The 19030-nt window shown below is 69.7% G+C and carries 19 protein-coding genes; 12 read left to right on the top strand and 7 right to left on the bottom strand.

The annotated features are described in order from the left end of the window. Positions 1–48: 48 nt before the first annotated feature. The gene (locus WJ16_RS06005) at positions 49–897 is read left to right on the top strand and encodes a LysR substrate-binding domain-containing protein (protein ID WP_069256275.1); all 849 of its coding nucleotides are present in this window, start codon (positions 49–51) and stop codon (positions 895–897) included. 158 nt (positions 898–1055) lie between these two features. Then, positions 1056–1337, top strand: coding sequence for a DUF4148 domain-containing protein (locus tag WJ16_RS06000; RefSeq protein WP_069256274.1), 282 nt, complete (start codon positions 1056–1058; stop codon positions 1335–1337). A 28-nt stretch (positions 1338–1365) separates the two neighbouring features. On the opposite strand, the gene WJ16_RS05995 is transcribed toward WJ16_RS06000, so the two are convergent. After that, complete coding sequence (locus WJ16_RS05995; RefSeq protein ID WP_069256273.1) at positions 1366–2283, bottom strand: 3-hydroxyacyl-CoA dehydrogenase NAD-binding domain-containing protein; 918 nt, start codon at positions 2281–2283, stop codon at positions 1366–1368. 237 nt (positions 2284–2520) lie between these two features. Here WJ16_RS05995 and WJ16_RS05990 point away from each other — a divergent pair, with 237 nt between their 5' ends. Both WJ16_RS05990 and WJ16_RS05985 read left to right on the top strand, forming a co-directional pair. Continuing rightward, complete coding sequence (locus tag WJ16_RS05990) at positions 2521–2961, top strand: Hsp20/alpha crystallin family protein (protein WP_069256272.1); 441 nt, start codon at positions 2521–2523, stop codon at positions 2959–2961. Between the two features lie 27 nt (positions 2962–2988). After that, positions 2989–3423, top strand: a complete 435-nt coding sequence (locus tag WJ16_RS05985) for an Hsp20/alpha crystallin family protein (RefSeq protein WP_069256271.1) — start codon at positions 2989–2991, stop codon at positions 3421–3423. Between the two features lie 112 nt (positions 3424–3535). Here the strand turns inward: WJ16_RS05985 and WJ16_RS05980 are convergent, their stop codons facing one another. Next, positions 3536–3838, bottom strand: a complete 303-nt coding sequence (locus WJ16_RS05980; protein WP_069256270.1) for a TFIIB-type zinc ribbon-containing protein — start codon at positions 3836–3838, stop codon at positions 3536–3538. 84 nt (positions 3839–3922) lie between these two features. After that, on the bottom strand, positions 3923–4678 hold the full coding sequence (locus tag WJ16_RS05975) for a TerC family protein (protein ID WP_069256269.1): 756 nt from the start codon (positions 4676–4678) through the stop codon (positions 3923–3925). 107 nt (positions 4679–4785) lie between these two features. On the opposite strand from WJ16_RS05975, the gene WJ16_RS05970 reads away from it, so the two are divergent. Together WJ16_RS05970 and WJ16_RS05965 are read left to right on the top strand one after the other, a co-directional pair. Then, on the top strand, positions 4786–5679 hold the full coding sequence (locus WJ16_RS05970) for a LysR family transcriptional regulator (protein ID WP_069256268.1): 894 nt from the start codon (positions 4786–4788) through the stop codon (positions 5677–5679). A 115-nt stretch (positions 5680–5794) separates the two neighbouring features. Beyond that, positions 5795–6961: a DUF2242 domain-containing protein gene (locus tag WJ16_RS05965; RefSeq protein ID WP_069256267.1), complete on the top strand. Its 1167-nt coding sequence runs from the start codon at positions 5795–5797 to the stop codon at positions 6959–6961. A gap of 226 nt (positions 6962–7187) precedes the next feature. Here the strand turns inward: WJ16_RS05965 and WJ16_RS05960 are convergent, their stop codons facing one another. Then, on the bottom strand, positions 7188–8108 hold the full coding sequence (locus WJ16_RS05960; protein WP_069256266.1) for a pyridoxal-phosphate dependent enzyme: 921 nt from the start codon (positions 8106–8108) through the stop codon (positions 7188–7190). A 165-nt stretch (positions 8109–8273) separates the two neighbouring features. Here WJ16_RS05960 and WJ16_RS05955 point away from each other — a divergent pair, with 165 nt between their 5' ends. The 6 genes from WJ16_RS05955 to WJ16_RS05930 all read left to right on the top strand — a co-directional run bounded on the left by WJ16_RS05955 (position 8274) and on the right by WJ16_RS05930 (position 16217). Continuing rightward, complete coding sequence (locus tag WJ16_RS05955) at positions 8274–9185, top strand: LysR family transcriptional regulator (protein ID WP_069256265.1); 912 nt, start codon at positions 8274–8276, stop codon at positions 9183–9185. Between the two features lie 713 nt (positions 9186–9898). After that, on the top strand, positions 9899–11104 hold the full coding sequence (locus WJ16_RS05950; RefSeq protein WP_069256264.1) for an MFS transporter: 1206 nt from the start codon (positions 9899–9901) through the stop codon (positions 11102–11104). Between the two features lie 541 nt (positions 11105–11645). After that, positions 11646–12131 carry a Csu type fimbrial protein gene (locus WJ16_RS05945; RefSeq protein WP_404822586.1) on the top strand — a complete coding sequence of 162 codons (486 nt, stop codon included), beginning with the start codon at positions 11646–11648 and terminating at the stop codon, positions 12129–12131. Positions 12132–12146: 15 nt separating this feature from the next. Then, positions 12147–12866, top strand: coding sequence for a fimbrial biogenesis chaperone (locus tag WJ16_RS05940; protein WP_069256263.1), 720 nt, complete (start codon positions 12147–12149; stop codon positions 12864–12866). Between the two features lie 94 nt (positions 12867–12960). Next, positions 12961–15258, top strand: a complete 2298-nt coding sequence (locus tag WJ16_RS05935) for a fimbria/pilus outer membrane usher protein (RefSeq protein WP_236858184.1) — start codon at positions 12961–12963, stop codon at positions 15256–15258. Continuing rightward, a complete protein-coding gene (locus WJ16_RS05930; RefSeq protein WP_069256261.1) occupies positions 15255–16217 on the top strand; it encodes a Csu type fimbrial protein in 963 nt (320 codons plus the stop codon). Before WJ16_RS05935 ends, WJ16_RS05930 begins: the two co-directional genes overlap by 4 nt. 65 nt (positions 16218–16282) lie before the next feature. Here WJ16_RS05930 and WJ16_RS05925 read toward each other — a convergent pair whose 3' ends face one another. The 3 genes from WJ16_RS05925 to WJ16_RS05915 form a co-directional block, all read right to left on the bottom strand. After that, positions 16283–16570: a hypothetical protein gene (locus tag WJ16_RS05925; protein WP_157126722.1), complete on the bottom strand. Its 288-nt coding sequence runs from the start codon at positions 16568–16570 to the stop codon at positions 16283–16285. 107 nt (positions 16571–16677) lie between these two features. Continuing rightward, entirely contained in the window at positions 16678–17700 is a 1023-nt protein-coding gene (locus tag WJ16_RS05920; protein WP_069256259.1) for a histone deacetylase family protein, read from the bottom strand. Positions 17701–17757: 57 nt separating this feature from the next. Further along, complete coding sequence (locus WJ16_RS05915) at positions 17758–19029, bottom strand: Zn-dependent hydrolase (protein ID WP_069256258.1); 1272 nt, start codon at positions 19027–19029, stop codon at positions 17758–17760. Position 19030: the final 1 nt, after the last annotated feature.

Below are 19030 nucleotides of genomic sequence, written 5' to 3'. Positions count from 1 at the left end.
CATCCGGCCATTTATGAAGTTGTCGAAACCGATTCAGTGGATTTAGCAATGCGCCCGTTACCGCCCGAGCTGCTGCGCAGCTTCGTCGCCGTCGCCCAGTCCGGCAGCTTTACCGCCGCGTCCGAGCGCGTGAGCCTGTCGCAGTCGACCGTCAGCCAGCACATCCGCCGCCTCGAGGAGCTGCTCGACCGGCCGCTGTTCGAACGCGACACGCGCAACGTGCACCTGTCGCAGCACGGCGACGCGCTGTTCCGCTACGCGGTGCGCATTCTCGAACTGATGGACGAAGCCGTCACGTCGGTATGCGGGCCGCCGCTGTCGGGCAAGGTGCGGCTCGCGATGTCGGAGGATTTTGCGTCCGCGCACCTGACGGCCGCGCTCGCGAGCTTCGTGCAGCGCAATCCGGATGTCGAGCTCGCGATCTCGACCGGGCTGTCGGGCGACCTGTTCGACGCGCTCGACGAAGGGCGGCACGACCTGGTGTTCGCGAAACGCATCGCCGGCAGCCGGCGCGGCCGCGTGATCCGCAGCGAGCCGCTGTACTGGTGCACCGGCCCCGATTCGCGGATCACCGGCCACGAAGCCGTGCTGCCGCTCGCGATGCATCCGGAGCCGAGCGTGTCGCGCCGTCGCGTGCTCGAATCGCTGGAGGCCATCGGGCGGCCGTACCGGATCGCCGTGGTGAGCAGCAGCGTCGCGGTGCTGCGCGCCGCCGCGAGCGCGGGGCTCGGCGTCAGCGCGTTCGCCGGCTACGTGATCCCGGCCGGGCTCGCGCGGCTCGACACGGGGCTGCCCGAACTCGGCGAACTCGAATACGTGATCGACCGGCCGGCGGCCGCGTCGCGCTCGACGCTTGCGCTCGAAGCCACGCTGATCACGGCGGCGGCCGAGTTGTAACGGTATCGCGCGCCCGGGCGCGTGCGTCGCACCTGACAGCTTTGCCCGGAACGCGTCATCGTCCGCGCAGCGCCCGCTCGCGACAATGGGCTCCCGTCGGAACGCATCGCATCTCGCTGCGTGCCTCCGATACCCCGTCCCCTTGACCGGAGCCCACCATGAAGAACATCCTGCGATTCGCCGTCGCGACCGCCGCAGCCGCCGTGCTGTCCCCCGCCTTTGCGCAGACCGACACGTCGGCCCCCGCACCGGGGCTGACGCGCGCGGAAGTCATTGACCAGCTCAAGCAGGCCTATCTCGACGGCGAACTGCCGACGAACGACGGCAACTACCCGCCGAACGCGGCGACGCGCGCGCGCAACCGCGAACTCGTGCAGGCCACGAACCCCGCGTGGCTGGCCCAGACGCCGCCCGCCCACGAGGCGATGTCGCAGCAATAGCCGGCCCAGCCGCGCCGGCGGGTGCGGATCACGGCAGGAAGCTGCGGCGCCGCGCGTCGATCAGTTCGACGAGCAGCCGGTCGCGCTCCGCCGCCAGTTCCTGTATCGAGCGTTCGCCCTGAATTGCGCGCAACTCGTCGTTCAGCTTGCGATCGACTGCCGGATCGAACGACGGCGTGCCGAGGTCGTCCCACCAGCTCGTGATCGGCCCCGACAGGTGCTCGAGGAAGTGCGCGATCCCGCCCGCGCCGCCGCCGAGGTGATAGGTCAGGCACTGCCCCATCAGCCCCCAGCGCAGCCCGGGGCCCCACGCGACGGCCTTGTCCGCATCGGCCACGCTCACGACGCCTTCGCCGACGAGGTGATACACCTCGCGGAACAGCGCGGCCGCGAGCCGGTTCGCGACGTGGCCGGTCATCTCCTTGTTCAGCACGATGGTCTGCTTGCCGAGCCCATCGTAGAACGCCTTCACGCGCGCGATCACGTCCGGGCCGGTCGCATCGCCGCCGACCAGCTCGACGAGCGGGATCAGGTGCGGCGGATTGAACGGGTGCGCGATCAGGCAGCGCTCCGGATGCTTCGCGCACGCGGTCTGGATTTCGGACATCTTCAGGCCCGACGAGCTCGACGCGATCGGCACGTGCGCGGGCAGCACGTCGTCCATCTGCCGGTACAGCGCACGCTTCACGTCGAGCCGCTCGGGGCCGTTCTCCTGCACGAAATCGACACCGTCCAGCGCACGCACGAGATCGGCGTCGAACGACAGCCGCACCGACAGGTCGGCAGCCCGGTCGCCGAGAAACGCGGCGAGCGCGTCGCGCAGCCGCGCGTCGGCCTGCGGCGCCGGGTCGGTCGCGACGACGTCGAAGCCCTGCGTCAGATAGAAGGCGGCCCAGCTCGCGCCGATCACGCCGGTGCCGACGATCGCGATACGTTGAATGTCCATGTGCGTCCGGTCTCCGTGGTCAGTGGATGCGCGGGGATTGTCGCATCGATTGGCATCGATTCGCAGCGTCGCGCCGCGGCGATGCGGCGTGCGATTTCCCCTCTTGAAATCCGTTTCGGCGACCTCTAATTACGCGGTGCCGGGGCACCGCCCCGCTTCGATCCAGCGGAACCCCGCGCGGCACCGTGCCGTCGGCGCCCGTCGCGTATTCCGCGCTTCACGTGCAGGAGGACCATCATGAGCGATCTCTATTTCGGCAACGACCTGTTCGACGAATTCGCCCGCATCCAGCGCCAGATGGCGGGCCTGTTCGGCGGACTTCCGACCGGCATCCGCGCGGGCCGGCCGAGCGCATTCCCCGCGCTGAACATCGGCGCGACCGACGACACGATCGAGATCGTCGCGTTCGCGCCCGGCATGGCCGCGGCGGACTTCGACGTATCGATCGACAAGGATCTGCTGACGATCAGCGGCGAGCGCAAGCCCGTGCCGCAGCCAGCCGGCGACGACGTGCGCACGTATGCGCAGGAGCGCTTTCACGGCAAGTTCCGCCGCGTGGTCGAGCTGCCGCAGAACGCCGATCCCGACAACGTCAGCGCCCGCTACGAAAACGGCTGCCTGCTGATTCGCGTCGGGCGTCGCGAAGAATCGAAGCCGCGCGCCATCACCGTCCAGTAACCTCGGCATCACCTTCAGGAGAACGACATGAATACGAGCCAGACCCTGACCGAACGCCAGTCCGGCACCCCGTCCGCGGCCGCTGGCGCTACCGCCACCGCCACCGCAGACGACGCAGCGCGTCGGCCCGCGATCGTGCCGGCCGTCGACATCGTCGAAGATTCGCAGTGCGTGACGCTGCGCGCCGACCTGCCCGGCGTGCCGCGGGAAAACCTCGACGTGAAGGTGCACGACAGTACGCTGACGATCGAAGCCGAAGCGCGCATCGACACGCCGGCCGAGTTGCGCGTGCGGCATGCGGAAGTTCGCGCGCCGCGCTTCGAGCGCACGTTCGCGCTGAGCGCGGACCTCGACACGTCGCGGATCGACGCGAACCTGCGAGACGGCGTGCTCACGCTGACGATTCCGCGTCGCGAAGAAACCCGCCCGCGCCGTATCGACGTGAAAGCCGGCGACGCATGAGCGTCTCGCTGCGGTACGGCCCGATGCCGTACCGACGATGAACAAGCCCCGCCAGGCAACGCCTGTGCGGGGCTTGTTTCACGACACGCGGCACGCGGCGGCGCCGGTGGCTTCAATCGAAATCGAACAGGTCGAACACCGACTTCTTGCGACGCCGGCCGTCGTGCCGGTAACGGTCGTCGTGCGTGCGGCCGTCGCGCCCCCAGCCATCATCGCGGCCGCGCTGCGCGGACGCATCGGGCGACGCCGGTGCGGCGTCGCGGCGTGCCGGCGCGTCATCGGTTTCGCGGGCGATCAGCTTGTCGAGTTCGCCGCGATCGAGCCACACGCCGCGGCAAGTCGGACAGTAGTCGATCTCGATCGACTGGCGCTCGGCCATCAGCAGGTCGGGCGTCTTGCAGACAGGGCATTTCATCGCGTCTCTCCTTTCCGGGCGAATGTCGTCCGGATTCCGTACGATGCGCGCGCGCCGGCCGCGGCCGGCGTCACGCGCGGTGGTTCAGTGGCCTTGCGTGCGTGCCGCGCGCTTCGCCTTCGCACGCCGCGCCAGCATGTTCATCCCTTCGACGAAGGCCGAGAACGCCATCGCCGCGTAGATGTAACCCTTCGGCACGTGCGAACCGAACCCTTCGGCGATCAGCGTCATCCCGATCACGACCAGGAACGACAGCGCGAGCATCACGATGGTCGGGTTGCGGTCGATGAAGCGTGCGAGCGGCTGCGCGGCGAACAGCATCACGGCGACGGCGACGATCACCGCGACGAACATGATCGGCACGTGTTCGGTCATGCCGATCGCGGTCACGATGCTGTCGATCGAGAACACGATGTCGAGCATCACGATCTGGCCGATCGCGGCCCACATCGTCAGGCCGACCGCGCCGCCGGCACCGCCCGCGCCGTCACCGTCGTGCGACACGTGGTGATGGATCTCGGTGGTCGCCTTCCACACGAGGAACAGGCCGCCCGACAGCAGGATCATGTCGCGCCACGAGAACGCATGGTCGAACAGCGCGAACACCGGTTCGGTGAGGCTCGCGATCCACGCGACGCTGCCGAGCAGCGCGAGGCGCATCACCAGCGCGAGCGCGATACCGAGGCGCTGCGTGCGGGCGCGCTGCGCTTCGGGCAGCTTGTTGCTGAGGATCGAGATGAAGATCAGGTTGTCGATGCCGAGCACGACTTCCATCACGACGAGCGTGAGGAGCGCGGCCCAGACGGCGGGGTCGGCGGCAAGCGTCAGCAGGTAGTCCATGAATGGGCCGATGCGAAAGTGGAAAGCCAGATGATATGCCGCCGCGAACTTCGTAAAAATCAGCGAGAATCTGAGTTTTGGTTCGGTTTTTCCGAAATTACGATCCGATGCTCAATTTCCGACATCTGTACTATTTCTGGGTCGTCGTGAAGGAAGGCGGCTTCGCGCGCGCGGCCGCGCGGCTCGACATGGCCGTGCAGACGATCAGCGCGCAGGTGCGCGAGCTCGAGAAGGCGCTCGGGCACCAGTTGCTGCGCCCCGCCGGGCGCGGCGTCGCGATGACCGACGCCGGCCAGGCCGCGTTTGCGCGAGCGGAAGCGATCTTCGAGCTCGGGCGGCTGATTCCCGACGAAGTGCGCGCGGCGGCGAGCCGGCCGACCGTCCGGCTCGCGGTCGGGCTCGCCGACGGCATCTCCAAGCTCGCCGCGCACGCGATCCTCGCGCCCGTGCTGGATACGCCGACGCTGCGGCTGCTGTGCCACGAGGGCGAGCACGATGCGCTGCTCGCGGAGCTTGCGCTGCATCACCTCGATCTGGTGCTGGCCGGCCAGGGTGCGCCGTCGGGGTCGAACCTGCGAGTAACGAGCGAGCGGCTCGTCGCGTCGCCGGTCGACTGGTATGGCCCCGCAACGCTCGTCACGCCGGCCGCGCGGCAGCAGTTTCCGCAGTGCCTCGCCGACCTGCCCGTGCTGCTGCCGACCGCCCATTCCGCGCTGCGCGCGCGCCTCGACCTGTGGCTGGAAGGCGAACGGATCGTGCCGCGTGTGGCCGGGGAGTTCGAGGACAGCGCGCTGATGGCCGTGTTCGCGGCGCGCGGCCTCGGCGTGTTTCCGCTGAGCGAACTCGGCGCGAACGACGCGTCGCTGCTGCGCGGGCTCAGGCGGCTCGGGCGCGCGGGCGACGTGACCGAGGAGATCCACGCGATCCGCTCGCGGCGCGGCGAACACCATCCGCTGACGTCGCAATTGCTGGCCGCCGCACGCGGCGTGCCGGCCGACTGAAGCGAGCGCGACATCAAACGAAACTATAATGACGCCCCGGCCTTACGAGATTGCCGCGCGCTTCATCCACGCACCGCCGTTGCGCGCGCGCTCGCCAAGCCTTCTGAAAGACGCCATGCACACCCGATTTCGCCTGTTTTCCGTTTCGTGCGCGCTCGCGGCCGCGACCGTGCTGGCGGCGTGTTCGTCGCCGCCCAAGCCGATCTATCAGCAGGAACAGTTCGACGCGACCACCAGCCCGTATGCGCACACGTTCCATTCGAAATCCGACGCGGCCTGCGAGGCCGCGCGGCGCGCGCTGCTGAGCCAGGGCTACGTGGTGTCGTCGTCGCGCAACGATGCGGTCGACGGCAGCAAGAATTTCCAGCCGAACAACGACATGCACGTCGTGATCGAGTTTCACGTCGTGTGTGCGGACGCGACCGCGGACGGCTCGTCGAGCATCGCGTACGTGAACGCGGTGCAGGATCGCTACACGCTGAAGAAGTCGAATACGTCGGCCAGCGTCGGCCTCAGCGTGTTCGGCTCGCTGTCGCTGCCGATCGGGTCGAGCGACGACGCGCTCGTGAAGACCGCCAGCGAGACGATTCCCGCCGGCGTGTTTTACGAGCGCTTCTTCAACCTCGTCGAGCATTTCCTGAAGATCGATCCGGCCCGCCGCGACCGCGCGACCGTCAAGGCCGCCGAGAAGGAACCGGTCACGCCGCTGCCCGAGCCCGCGCCGACGCCGCAGGGTGAGCCGATGAAGATGACGACGCCGGTCGTGCCGACGCCACCCGCGGCGCCGGTGCCGCTTTCGCTGCCGGCCGTCGCGCCCGAGTCGGGTGTGAACGCGGTGCCGGTCGCGGGGGCGGCCGTGGCGGCGCCCGTCGGGATGCGTGCTGTCGTACCGGCGGCCACGTCGGGTTCAGGGGCTGCTGCGCCGGCTTCGGGAGCATCGTCGGCGTCTGTGCCGGCTGTGGCGCCTGCACTCGCTGGCGCGCATGCAGCGACCTCGGGACCGGGATCGACACCGGCGTCGGTTCCCGCGCCGACATCGGCCTCCGGCCCGGCATCGCCGCCTGCCGTAGCGGCATCGACACCGGCCGCTTCAGCGCCGACCGCTTCAACACCGGCCGCTTCAGCGCCCGCCGCTGTGACGCCGGCACCGGCACCCGCGCCGACCGCGCCTGCGCCCGCATCTGCCGCATCGGCCCCCGTACCGGCATCCGCACCGTCGAGCACATCGCCCGCGCCGGCTGCTGCCCATCCAGTCGCATCGTCCGCACCGGCCGCAAACTGACCGGCCGCCCGTATCGTCGCGCCCCGGCCGCAGCCGGCATCGCGCGACGATACGCACCCTTCCCCGTCATTCGTTACCGGAAATTCCGCACTGCCGGCTACCTGCCCGTGTCGCCGACATCGCGTCGGCGCTTCGCGGCGCACCTGCGCGCCCGATTTCGCCGTTTGCGATGATCGACGGCCGCCCGGCCGTCACACCGCATGCCTGCTTGACCCGCTCGCCCCAACTAGCGCAATTCGGCGCGCAGCGTCTGCATCTGCTCGACGGTCGCCGTCACGCCGCCGCAGACGATCACCGCGATATCCGCCGCCGACTCGAGCACGGGCACCGGCCGCTCGAGCGCGGCCAGCGCCGCACCGCATGCCGGCTCGACGACGATCCGGTGCTCGTCGAGGAATCGCAGCGACGCGGCCACCGCGTCGGCATCGGACACGACGACCGGATGAATCGCGTGCCGCGCGGCCCATTCGAGCGCCGCATCGCACGGACGCTTCGCGCCGAGCGACGTCGCGATGCTCGTGATCGCCGGCAATTCGACCGCGCGCCCCTGCGCGAGCGAGCGCGCATAGCAGTCGGCGCCTTCCGTTTCGGCCGCGACCACCGGCACGTCGTGCCAGCCGTTGCGCGCGAGCCCTTCGAGCACGCCGCACAGCAACCCGCCGCCGCCGACCGCGAGCACGACCGCGTCGGGCTTCGGGCCGACCGCCGCCATCTCGTCGATCATCGTCGCGTGGCCCTGCCACAGCATGCGGTCGTCGAACGGATGCACGAATGCGTCGTGCTCGCCGAGCGCCGACTGCGCGAACGCGTTCGCCTCGGCCCAGCTCGCACCGTGCACGACGAGTTCCGCGCCCTCGACGCGAATCAGCTCGCGGGCGCGCGCCGACGCGCTTTCCGGCACGACGACGCGCACCGGCACGCCGAGTTCGCGGCCGCAATACGCGACCGCGATACCGGCATTGCCACCCGACGACGACACGAAGCGCCGCGCGCCGGCCGCATGTCGCGCTTCGCACACGGCGCCGATGCCGCGCAGCTTGAACGAGCCCGACGGCTGCAGCGCATCGAGCTTCAGCCGGATGGTCCTGCCGAGCCGGCGGGACGCGATTTGCGAGCGGATATAAGGGGTCGGGATATGAAGCGGCATGGCGACGGGATCGAAAGGAATGGAGAAAACGAAGAAAGCGCGCGACTCGCCGGCGCGGGCGGGGCGTGACGGTCATCGTACGGCACGGCGCTCATGCTTTCCAATACCATCGAATGGCGTTTGCTATGCTTTCTAGGTATATCAACGGACCGGAGTACATCCCGCATGCGCAAGATCGAACTGCGTCACCTGCGCTACTTCGTCGCCGTCGCGCAGGCGGGCAGCGTGATGGCCGGCGCCCGTGCGGCCGGCATCGTCCAGCCCACGCTGTCGCGACAGATTCGCGAACTCGAGGACGCGATCGGCACGCCGCTCCTGGTGCGCCGCGCGACGGGCGTCACGCTCACGCCGGCCGGCACGAGCTTCCTGCAGGACGCGACCGCCCTGCTCGCGACGCTGCAGGACAGCCGCGAGCGCGCATTGCGCAGCGCGGCCGGCCAGCTGGGCGAGCTGCGGCTGGGCGCATTGCCGAACTGCCTGCCGCTGCCCGTGGTCGCGAACGTCCTCAAGGCGTTTCGCGACGCGTGCCCGGACGTGAAGCTGTCGATCGCGCCGATGCTGTCGGCCGAGCAGGCGAGCGCGCTCGTGCGCGGCCAGATCGACGGCGGCATCATGGCGTGGCGTCGCGACGAAGCGCCGCACCTGTCGGGCGTGCGGCTGCTGAGCGACCGCTTCGTGCTCGCGATGCCCGCGCCGCCGGGCGGCCGCACCGCCGCGCCGCGCACGCTGGCCGACGTCGCGAACGAGCCGTTCGTCTGGTTCGACGCGCAGCGCTCCGCCGCGCACCACCGGTTCCTGATGGCGCAGTGCGAGCAGGCCGGCTTCACGCCGCGCATCGCGCAGGTCGGCAGCGACATTCCGACGCTGATCGGCCTCGTCGCGGCTGGGATGGGCTGTGCGTTCGTGCCGGAAAGCGCGTCGCAGACCTGCCCGCGCACGGTCCGGCTCGTCGCGCTCGACGAACTCGCGAGCCGCTTCGACATCGAGTTCGTGTTCGACGGGGCGGCCGTGCCGCCGTCGCCCGTCGTCGCGCGGTTTCTCGAAGCGGTGCGCGATGCGGCCGGCGACGCGAACTGAGCAGACGCACTCCATCCGGCGCATCCCGGCACCCGATCGAGCGTCGCGGTTCGCACCATCGGTCGACAGGCCGTCGCCGCCTCTCCGTTAACGCGGCGGTCTGGCTGCCCTGGCGCGCTAAACACCGGCATCGTCACCGCGCAAAATCTTTCAAAATACCGACGATCGATGCCGCGGCGCCGGTCTCTTCAAATTGGCACCCAAAACGGCCGTTTAACGGCGATTCGAATTGTCATGCGCCGAAATATACTTCGCGCGCATCCAACCCTCGTGCCAAAGAGAGGATGCGTTTCCGCCCCGGTCACGGTCCCCCTGTGATCGGGGCTTTTTTTGCCCGAGCCCTTGCCTGCCGAGGGTTTTCGGCGATGATGCAACGCTCGCGCGGGTCCCGCCAGTCGTCCGAACGGCCAGCCCGACACGCGACGCGTCCGCGCATCGCCGTGCGCGGGGCGGACGGATGCCGGACGACCGGACGGGCCGACCGTCAGCCCGCCTCGATACACCCGCGCATCGCGATCTCCCGGCCAGGCGCCGTGCGTCGCTCATGACAAAAAGCTTTCGAAAAGAACCGCTTGCGCGCCCCACCGCATTGTTGAAATGAAATCAAGATAATTTCGCCCGTACACGGCTTTTTCCGCAACAGTCTTGCAGGCACACTTCCTCCTGTCCCGACGGCTGCATGCCGTTGCCTCTCGATTCCTGGAGCTCATCGCGTGAACCCCACGACTTCCTCTTCTTCCCGCCCGGGCCGCGGCGCCGCGCTGCCGCTGCTGGCGCTCGCCGCCGGTGCGTTCGGCATCGGCACGACCGAGTTCTCGCCGATGGGCCTGCTGCCCGTGATCGCCGACGGCGTGCACGTGTCGATTCCGCAAGCCGGCATGCTGATCAGCGCGTATGCGATCGGCGTGATGGTCGGCGCGCCGCTGATGACGCTGCTGCTCGCGCGCTGGTCGCGCCGCTCGGCACTGATCGCCCTGATGTCGATCTTCACGATCGGCAACCTGCTGTCGGCGTTCGCGCCGGGCTATACGACGCTGCTGCTCGCGCGCCTCGTGACGAGCCTCAATCACGGCGCGTTCTTCGGGCTCGGCTCGGTGGTCGCGGCCAGCCTCGTGCCGCGCGAGAAGCAGGCCAGCGCGGTGGCGACGATGTTCATGGGTCTCACGATCGCGAACGTCGGCGGCGTGCCGGCCGCGACCTGGCTCGGCCAGATCATCGGCTGGCGCATGTCGTTCGCGGCGACCGCGGGCCTCGGCCTGATCGCGATCGCCGGGCTGTTCGCCGCACTGCCGAAGGGCGCAGCCGGCAAGATGCCCGACCTGCGCGCCGAACTCTCGGTGCTGACGCGCCCCGTCGTGCTCGGCGCGCTCGGGACGACCGTGCTCGGCGCCGGCGCGATGTTCACGCTCTACACGTATGTCGCGCCGACGCTCGAACACCTGAGCGGCGCGACGCCCGGCTTCGTGACCGCGATGCTGGTGCTGATCGGCGTCGGCTTCTCGATCGGCAACATCGCGGGCGGACGCCTGGCCGACCGCTCGCTCGACGGTACGCTGATCGGTTTCCTGCTGCTGCTGATCGCGACGATGGCCGCGTTCCCGATCCTTGCCCGCACGCATGCCGGCGCGGCCGTCACGCTGCTCGTGTGGGGCATCGCGACGTTCGCGGTCGTGCCGCCGCTGCAGATGCGCGTGATGCGGGCGGCCCACGAAGCGCCGGGCCTCGCGTCGGCCGTCAACATCGGCGCGTTCAACCTCGGCAACGCGCTCGGCGCGGCGGCCGGCGGCGCGGCGCTCTCGGCGGGCTTCGGTTATGCGGCCGTGCCGCTCGTCGGCGGGCTGATCGCCGCGGCCGGCCTCGCGCTCGTCTTCCTGCAGGTCGCGCAGCAGCGCCGCGCACCGGCCGCCGCGAATTCGTAATCGCGGCGCGCGACGCGCCGGCCGGACGTACCGGCCGCCGCGCCGTACCGCCCCATGCTCACGGCCGCGCAATGCGGCCGTTTTCGCTTTCAGCCGTCGATTCCGATTCCGTGAATCCTCGCGTGGGAAATGATTCGGAATATCGGCGCGTGCCGCCGCAAATCATATCCATTTCAATCTGGAATGATCGAAATCGATGCCTTCATTAGATACGATCCGGTTTATCCATTATGCCAATCGGAAAAATCGTGCCGCACCGTACAGTAACCGTGAAAAGATTGCCGGGACGCAGAAAAATCTTTCGACTGGGCGGTTCGGGAAAAAATCGAAAATCGCAATGTTTTCCGGGTTTATTCACGCAACGGTCAATTCAAATGTAACAAAATGAAACAGCGCGGATTTAGCAATTGAAAGACCCTTTAATTCATATCAGCATCTGGCATGCCGTGGCACGCGAAGCGCGGCATAAATCCAATGAAAAACCGCTCGATGAGGGATCCGTGTGAAAGTCGCCATCGCTTCCACGACATTGTCACTCGCGCTGTCGATCGGCCTGTCGACACCTGCAGCCGACGCGGCCACCTATTCGAACGGCACCGCGACCGCCACCTTCAACGTCACGCTGACGCTGCAGCCGAACTGCACGATCGCCGCGAACCCGCTGGCGTTCGGCACCAACGGCGTGCTGGCCACCGCGATCAACCAGCAGACGACCGTCAGCGTCACGTGTACCAACACGACGCCGTACAACGTCGGCCTCGACGCGGGCACGGTCACGGGCTCGAGCGTCGCGAGCCGCCTGATGGCCGGCACGTCGACCGGCAACACGACAACGACCGTCGGTTTCCAGCTCTATCAGGACGCCGGGCGCACGACGATCTGGGGCAACACGCAAGGCACGAACACCGTGGCCGGCACCGGCACGGGCGCCGCGCAGGCGTTGACCGTCTACGGCCAGGTGCCCGCGCAGGCGACGCCGAAGCCGGACACCTATCAGACGACCGTCACCGCCACCGTCTACTTCTGACCGGCGCCGCCACGCATGACCGCATTCCGTCGAACGCTCGCCGCGCTGCTGTGCGCGGCCGGCGCCGCGCACGCCGCGTCGCTGCAGATTTCCCCCGTCACGATCGAACTCGGCGCCGACGACACGGCCACCGGCATCACGCTGCGCAATCCGGGCGAGCGCCCGGTGTACGGCCAGGTACGCGTGTTCCGCTGGGACCAGGCCGACGGGCAGGACACGCTGACGCCCACGCAGGATCTCGTCGCGAGCCCGCCGCTGATCGAGGTCGGCACGCAATCGGAGCAGCTGATCCGCGTCGTGCGTGCAGCGCGCACGCCCGCCGGCATCGAGCAGAGCTACCGGCTGCTGATCGACGAGCTGCCGCAGCCCGGCGAGGCGCCGACCAACGGCGTGTCGATCCGGCTGCGCTATTCGATTCCGGTGTTCGTCGAACCCGCCGCCCAGGGCGCGCCGCAACTCGACTGGACGCTGCTGCGCAGCAACGGCGGCTGGATGCTGCGGGTGCGCAACGGCGGCGCGCGCCGCGCGCAACTGGCCTCGGTCGAGCTCGTGACCGGCGACGGCCATGCGTATCCGCTCACGCGCGGGCTGCTCGGCTACGCGCTCGCGGGCCGCACGGGCCAGTGGAGCGTGCCGCTGCCGGCCGGCGTCGCGCTCGGCGGCAAGGTCACGGTGCGGGCGGCCGTCAATTCGCAGCCGGCCAGCGCGGTCGTCGTGGTGGAGCCGCCGGGCTAGACCGCCGGTGCGCCGCCCGGCCTCGCCCCCTTCGCCACGCGCCGGCACGGTTCCGACCGACGGACGGAGAACGTCGCGGCACGCCCGGCGCATCGTGCTCGCGGCCGTCGTGGCCGGCCGCCTGCTCGTTCACGGCGCGGCTCGCGCGGACGAACCGGCGGCGCTCGTGATGACCGACAGCGTGCACGACGTGATCCTCGAAGTGAGCATCAACGGCGAAAGCACCGCGCTGCTCGCGCACTTCCGCGAGCGCGACGGCCACCTGTCGGCGAGCGGCGCCGACCTGCGCACGATCGGCTTCGCGACCGACCGGCTCGGGATCGCCGACGCGGCGAGCGTCGACCTCGACACGATTGCCGGCCTGCGCTACCGCTACGACGCGGCGCGCCAGAGCGTCGACCTGCAGATGGCCGACCCGCTGCGCCGCCCGTACGCGGTCGACAGCCGCGCGTTGCCGGCCACGCAGGCGGCCAGCGCGTCGCGCGGCGTCGCGATCAACTACGAGGCGTACGCGCAGACGATCGGCGACCGGCAGGTCTCGCTCTACACCGACGTACGCTACTTCGATCCGTACGGCGTGTTCAACACCACCGGCACCGCGTATTTCTACAACGGCCAGCGCCGCTATACGCGCTTCGATACGTCGTGGAGTCGCTCGGACCCGGCGCGGCCGAGCACCACGCAGATCGGCGACGCGATCTCCGGATCGCTCGCCTGGACGCGCTCGGTGCGCTTCGGCGGCGTCCAGTGGCGCAGCAACTTCGCGCTGCGGCCCGACCTCGTGACGTTTCCGATTCCGTCGCTCTCGGGCTCCGCCGCGGTGCCGTCGGCGGTCGACCTGTACATCAACAACGTGCGCCAGTACACCGGCAACGTGCCGAGCGGACCGTTCATCATTCACGACGTGCCGGGCATCACCGGCGCCGGCCAGGCGACCGTCATCACGCGCGACGCGCTCGGGCGCACCGTCGCGACGTCCGTGCCGCTCTACGTCGACACGCGCATGCTGTCCGCCGGGCTGTCGAGCTATTCGTTCGAGGCCGGCTTCCTGCGCCGCAACTACGCGCTGCAGTCGTTCGACTACGACGCGCGGCCGGCCGTCAGCGGCTCGATGCGGCGCGGCGTCACGCAGGCGCTGACCGTCGAGGGGCATGCGGAGGCGACCGGCGGCGTATTCAACGCGGGCGTCGGCGCGCTGGTGCGGCTGGGCTATGCGGGCGTCGTGAGCGGCGCGGTGGCGGGCAGCGTCGGCCGCTATCCGGGCACGCAGGCGAGCGTCGGCTACCAGTTGATCGAACCGCGCTTCTCGATCAACGCGCAGACGATCCGCGCGTTCGGCCGCTACGGCGACCTGGCGTCGCGCGACGGCGCGCCGGTGCCGTCGGCGACCGACCAGGCGACGCTCGCGCTGCCGTTCATGCATCGCCAGACGCTGTCGCTCAGCTATATCGGCTTCCGGCTGCCGCAAGGCCCGAGCGCGCGGATCGGCACGGTGTCGTACACGCTGAGCTTCGGCGATCTCGCGTCGCTGAGCGTGAGCGCGTACCGCGATTTCGCGCAGCAGGGGGCGAACGGCGCGTTCGTGTCGCTGAACATCGGGCTCGGCCGCAACACGTCGATCAATGCGACCGTCGGCCGCCAGCGCGGCCAGTCGAACTACACCGTCGATGCGAGCCGCCCGCCCGACTATGACGGCGGCTGGGGCTGGGGCGTGCAGACCGGCGGCACGGGCGCTGCGCCCTACCGGCAGGCGCAACTGCGCTATCTCGGGCATGCGGGCGAAGTCATCGCGGCCGCGCAGAACATCGACCGCCAGAGCGGCGCGTCACTCGACGTCAGCGGCGCGCTCGTGTTCATGGACCGCAGCCTGCAGTTGTCGCGCCGCATCGACGACGGCTTCGCGCTCGTGTCGACCGACGGCGTCGCGGGCATTCCGGTGCTGCACGAGAACCGCGTGATCGGCACGACCGATCGCGCAGGCCACCTGCTCGTGCCCGACCTGAATGCGTACCAGAACAACCAGATCGCGATCGACGCGATGAAGCTGCCCGCCGATGCGCGGATCGCCCGCACGTCGATGACGGTCGTGCCGCAGGCGCAGTCGGGCGTCGTCGCGCATTTCGGAGTATCGCGCTATCGCGCGGCGTCGGTGATCCTGCGCGACGCCGCGGGGAAGCCGCTGCCGGCCGGCGCGCACGTGCATCACGCCGAAAGCGGCGCAAACACGATCGTCGGCTACGACGGCCTCACGTTCATCGACGGGCTGAAGGACGACAACCATCTCGTGATCGACTACGGCACGCAGCGCTGCGCCGCGGAATTCGCTTTCACCGCGCCCGGCAACGGCACGCTGCCGACAGTCGGCCCGCTCACCTGCCGGCCGGCGCCATGAGGATCGTCCTGCTGCTCGTCGTTGCGCTCGTCGCGTGGTGCGGCGTGCCGCGACACGCGCAGGCCGACACGTGCTCGGCCACCGCGTCGACCGTGAGCTTCGGCTCGGTCAGCCCGATCTCGCGCGCGTCGGTCGCCGCCACCGGCACCGTCAGCATCACGTGCACGTGGTCGGCCGTCACGCTGACGCCGAACGTGCTCGTGTGCCTGAATCTCGGCGGCACGAGCCCGCGCAGCCTCGCGAACGGCCCCAACGAGATGCAGTACGACCTCTATCTCGATGCCGCGCATTCGGTCGCGTGGGGCTCCATTTCCTCCGGCACGACGCCCGCGTCGGTGACGCTCACGAAACCCGCGCTCGGCACGAGCGCGAGCGCCACGGTCACGATCTACGGACAGATCACGTCGAACCAGCCGACCGTGCCGACGACCGGCAACAACACGACGACCTACTCGCAAAACTTCGGCGGCAACATGACGTCGCTCAACGCGGGGTTCTACCTGCTCGGTGCGCCGACCTGCGCGTCGCTGACAACGTCGAACGGCGCCTTCCCGTTCAGCGCGACCGCCAATGTGGTCAACAACTGCAACATCAGTGCGACCAACGTCAGCTTCGGCACCGCGAGCGTGCTGTCGGGCGCACTCGCGGCGACCGGCTCGATCACCGCGCAGTGCACGAACGGCGACGCGTGGAAAATTGCGCTGAACGGCGGCAGCACCGGCAGCGTGACCGCGCGACAGATGCAGCGCAGCGGCGGGGGCGGCACGATCGGCTACGGGCTCTATACGGACGCCACGCACGCGGTCACGTGGGGCGACGGCACGGGCGGCAGCGCAACGGTCACGGGGGTAGGCACGGGCACGTCGCAGGTCGTGACCATGTACGGCGCGGTGCCGGTGCAGGCGACGCCCGCGCCCGGCAACTACAGCGACACGATCACCGCGACGATCAGTTTCTAGCGTTCGGTCCGGCGGCGGGCGACGGGCGGCGGGCTACGGACGCGGGCGCACGTGCCGCGCGCTGCTCAGAACGTGACGGTCCACGTGGGCAGCGCGCCCGCGCCGATGCTGCGCGGCGCCGACCGCGCATCGGGCGGCGGCGCGTGGCTGACCACGAACGGCGTACCGTGCGCGCAACTGACGCTCGGCATGTCGGCATCGGCAGCCCGCGTCACGCCGACGCCGATCGCGCAGATTTCGGGAATGGTGAGACTGACTCGCAGCGGAATCGTCGGCTCGGCCGCGCTGGCGAGCGACCCTGCGCCCAACGCCGCGAGCGCGATCGCAGCGCGTCTGATTTGGCCGGCTGTCATCGTTCGGCTCTCCTTCGTGCATTCATCCAGCCTATGCGCGAATTATCGGCGAGCGTGCGGAAAACTTGAACCCGCACGCACCCGATCGCCGCCCCTCGCGTCGCCGCTCAGCGCGCGGCGCCGAACCTGCCGAAAAATGCACGCGCGTTCGCGTCGAGGCTCGCAAGGTGATAGCCGCCTTCCTGCACGATCACCGTCGGCAATCCGAGCGCGCCGATCGCGCCGCCGAGCCGCCCGAAACCGTCGGTCGTCACGGCCACCTGCGACTGCGGATCGTCCTGGTAGATGTCGAAGCCGAGCGCGAGCACGAGCGCATCGGGCTGGAACCGCGCGAGCGCGCGCAGCGCGTCGTCGAGCCGCTCGAAGAACGTCGACTCCGGCGCGCCGTGCGGCATCGGCAGGTTGAGGTTGAAACCGTCGCCGGCGCCGCTGCCCGTCTCGTCCTCGTAGCCCGCGACGACCGGGTAAAAGTTGGTCGGATCGCCGTGGATCGACACGTACAGCACGTCGTCGCGACCGTAGAAGATCTCCTGCACGCCCTGCCCGTGATGCATGTCGGTATCGAGGATCGCAACCCGGCGGTAGCGGCCGAGCAGCGACTGCGCGGCGATCGCCGCATTGTTCAGGTAGCAGAAGCCGCCGGCCGCATCGCGGCGCGCGTGGTGACCGGGCGGCCGGCACAGCGCGTAGGCGTCGCGCGCGCCGTCGTTGACGTCGGCCGCGGCCGCCAGCGCGCCCTGCGCGGACCAGTACGCGGCGCGCCATGTGTTCGGCCCGACCGGGCAACTGCCGTCGGCGAGGTAGCGCGCGGCTTTCGCGAGGATGCCGCGCAGCGGGTTCGGATCGCGCACGAACACGTTCGACATCACTTCGTCGCCCCAGTCGTCGGGCATCCGCTTCCAGTCGCGGTGCGCGTCTTCCAGAAAGCGCAGGTAGTTCATGTCGTGCACGGCGGCGATCGGCGCGGTGCCGCGGTCGGCCGGCTCGCACACGTCGAAGTCGAGCGACCGGACGGCCGCGACGAGCCGCGCCGCGCGCTCGGGCACTTCCTGCGGCTCGCGCATTTGACCGCGCGACAGGTAGCTGCGCGGATGGTGCAGCAACTGCTCGGGATGGAAATAGGTCTTCATCGTTCGCCCTCGTCGGTTTTTCGATTCGTCGCTTCGTCGATTCGTCGGCTCGCCGCGTCACGCATCCTGCGTCGCGGCCGCGACGGCGGCACGCGTCGAAACGCCGGCACGCGCGAGTACCGCATGAAGCAGCACGTTCGTGCCGCGCGTCACGTCGTCGGGCAGCGCATCCTCGGCTTCGTTGTGCGACAGGCCGTCGACGCACGGGATGAACACCATCGCGGTCGGGACGCGGCGCGCGAGCAGGATCGCGTCGTGTCCGGCGCCGCTGACGATCCGCTCGTTCGGATAGCCGAACGCTTGCGCCGCCTGCGCGACGCGTTCGACGCAGTCGCGGTCGAACGGCGTCGCCGGGCTGCGCCAGCAGGTGTCGATCGCGACCTGCACGCCGCGTGCGGCGGCCACGCGTGCGCACGCGTCGCGCAATTCGCGCTCCATCGCATCGACCTGCGCATCGTCGTGATGGCGCAGGTCGACCGTGAACGTCACGTCGCCGGCAATGGTGTTGCGCGACGCGTTGCGGATGCCGACCTGCCCGATCGTCGCGAGCCCGCGCGGCGCATGACCGGCGACGATCCGTTCGAGTTCGAGCGCCATCTGCGCGCTCGCGAAATACGCGTCCTTGCGATACGGCATCGGCGTCGTGCCCGCGTGCGCGGCCACGCCCTTCACCGTGACGTCGAGCCAGCGGATCGCCTGGCCGCCCGTGACGACGCCGATCGTCGTGCCGTTCGCCTCGAGCACGGGGCCCTGCTCGATATGCGCTTCGAAGTACGCATCGACCGCGCCGCCCAACGCGCGCGTGCCGCGGTAGCCGCACGCGTCGAGCGCCGCGCCGAGCGTGACGCCGTCGGCATCCTGCTTCGCGAGCGCTTCGTCGAGCGGCAATGCGCCGGTGAACACGGCCGAGCCGAGCATCGCCGGCGCGAAACGCGCGCCCTCCTCGTTGGTCCACGACACGATTTCCAGCGGCTTGACGGTCGCGATGCCCGCGTCGTTCAGCGTGCGCACGAGTTCGAGCGCGGCGAGCACGCCGTAGACGCCGTCGAAGCGGCCGCCTTCGGGCTGCGTGTCGAGATGGCTGCCGATCAGCACCGGCGCGGCCTGTGCATCGGTGCCGTCGCGCCGCGCGAACAGGTTGCCGACCGCGTCGACGCTCACCGTCATGCCCGCGTCGCGGCACCACTGCGCGAACAGGTCGCGTCCGCGTCGGTCGTCGTCGGTGAGCGCGAGGCGCCGCACGCCGCCGCGCGGCGTCGCGCCGATGCGCGCCATGTCGGCGAGGCTCTGCCACAAGCGGGCGCCGTCGATTTCCAGCAGGTCTTTCATG

The sequence above is a fragment of the Burkholderia metallica genome, assembly GCF_001718555.1.
GTDB classification, from domain to species: Bacteria; Pseudomonadota; Gammaproteobacteria; order Burkholderiales; family Burkholderiaceae; genus Burkholderia; species Burkholderia metallica.
Note: the sequence above shows the minus strand (reverse complement) of the source record. Positions and strands in the feature narration are given on the sequence as shown.